The organism is Variovorax glucosi, from assembly GCF_051216695.1.
GTDB lineage: Bacteria > Pseudomonadota > Gammaproteobacteria > Burkholderiales > Burkholderiaceae_C > Variovorax.
In genome coordinates this window covers 1-1,310 of sequence record NZ_JBPJZE010000153.1, presented here as the reverse complement: position 1 = coordinate 1,310, position 1,310 = coordinate 1, and the positions used below count along the sequence as shown (strand labels likewise).

The 1,310-nt window shown below is 68.1% G+C and carries 2 protein-coding genes; both read left to right on the top strand.

Translation table 11 applies throughout. The features are described 5' to 3' along the window. The coding region (locus tag ACSFA3_RS23780; protein ID WP_435507872.1) for an oligopeptide/dipeptide ABC transporter ATP-binding protein at positions 1 to 214 on the top strand (214 nt) is incomplete at its 5' end. 5 nt (positions 215 to 219) lie between these two features. Beyond that, the coding region (locus ACSFA3_RS23775) for an amidohydrolase family protein (RefSeq protein WP_435507871.1) at positions 220 to 1,310 on the top strand (1,091 nt) is incomplete at its 3' end.

Below are 1,310 nucleotides of genomic sequence, written 5' to 3'. Positions count from 1 at the left end.
GAACCGCATCAAGCTCAGCGGCGATCCGCCGATCCCCATCAACCCGCCTCAGGTCTGCCGCTTTGACGGCCGCTGCCCCGTGACGGACCCAGCCTGCGCGGCCGAGCTGCCGCCGCTGCGCGAAGTCGCGCCCTATCATTGGGTACGCTGCAGGCGCGTCGATGTCGTCGACTGCTCGCCGCGCCCTCCTCTTTCGATTCCCATATCGCCATGAGCGCCATGAGCCAAGCAACAACAACCGTCTACCCCGCCCGCAAGATCATCACCATGAACCCCATGCAGCCGCACGCCACCCACGTGGCGGTGCGCGACGGCCGCGTGCTGGCCGTCGGCGCGCTGGCGGACATTCAGGGCTGGGGCCCCTTCACGCTCGACGAGCGCTTTGCCAGCAAGGTGCTGATGCCCGGCCTCGTCGAAGGCCACTGCCACCTGAAGGAAGGCAGCATGTGGGACTGGACGTACCTCGGCTGGTTCGACCGCCGCGACCCGGAAGGCAAAGTGTGGAGCGGCCTGCGCTCGATGGACGAGGTGGTCGCTCGCCTGACCGAAGTGGCCGCGAAGATGACGGCCGACGGCGTGCCCGACACCGAGCCGCTCATCGCCTGGGGGTTCGACCCCATCTACTTCGGCGGCGAGCGCATGACGGTGCAGCACGTTGACCGCGCGAGCAGCACGCGCCCCATCGTCATCGGCCACGCCAACGGCCACCTGATGAACGTCAACAGCGCGATGTTGAACATCGCCGAGATCACGCGCGACAACGAGGTCGAAGGCGTGGTCAAGTTCGCGGACGGCGCCAGCGAAGGCGAGCCCACCGGCGAGCTGCAGGAACCGGCCGCCATGTTCCTTGTGCTGCGCAAGATCGGCAACGCCGGCCTGCTCGCGCCGATGACCGAAGCCGGCGTGCGCTCTTTCGCTCGGCTGGCCTGCCTGCAGGGCGTGACCACCGCGACCGACCTCGTCAACAAGCTCACGCCCGAAGACTGCGGCGTACTGGAGGCGGTGACGCAGGACGACGGCTTCGGCGTGCGCATCCTTCCCGCGTTCCAGGCCTTCCACGGCACGCATGGCGCTGCGCAGGGCGCAGAACACGTGAAGAGCCTGATGCCGCGCAACACCGACCGCCTGCGCTACGGCCTGGTGAAGATGATGCTCGACGGCTCCATCCAGGGCTTCTCGGCGCGGCTGCGCTGGCCGGGGCATTTCAACGGCGCGCCCAATGGCATCTGGGTGACCGCGCCCGCGCAGTACGAGGCCGACTTCGAGACCTACCACCGAGCCGAGCTCACCATCCACACGCACACCAACGG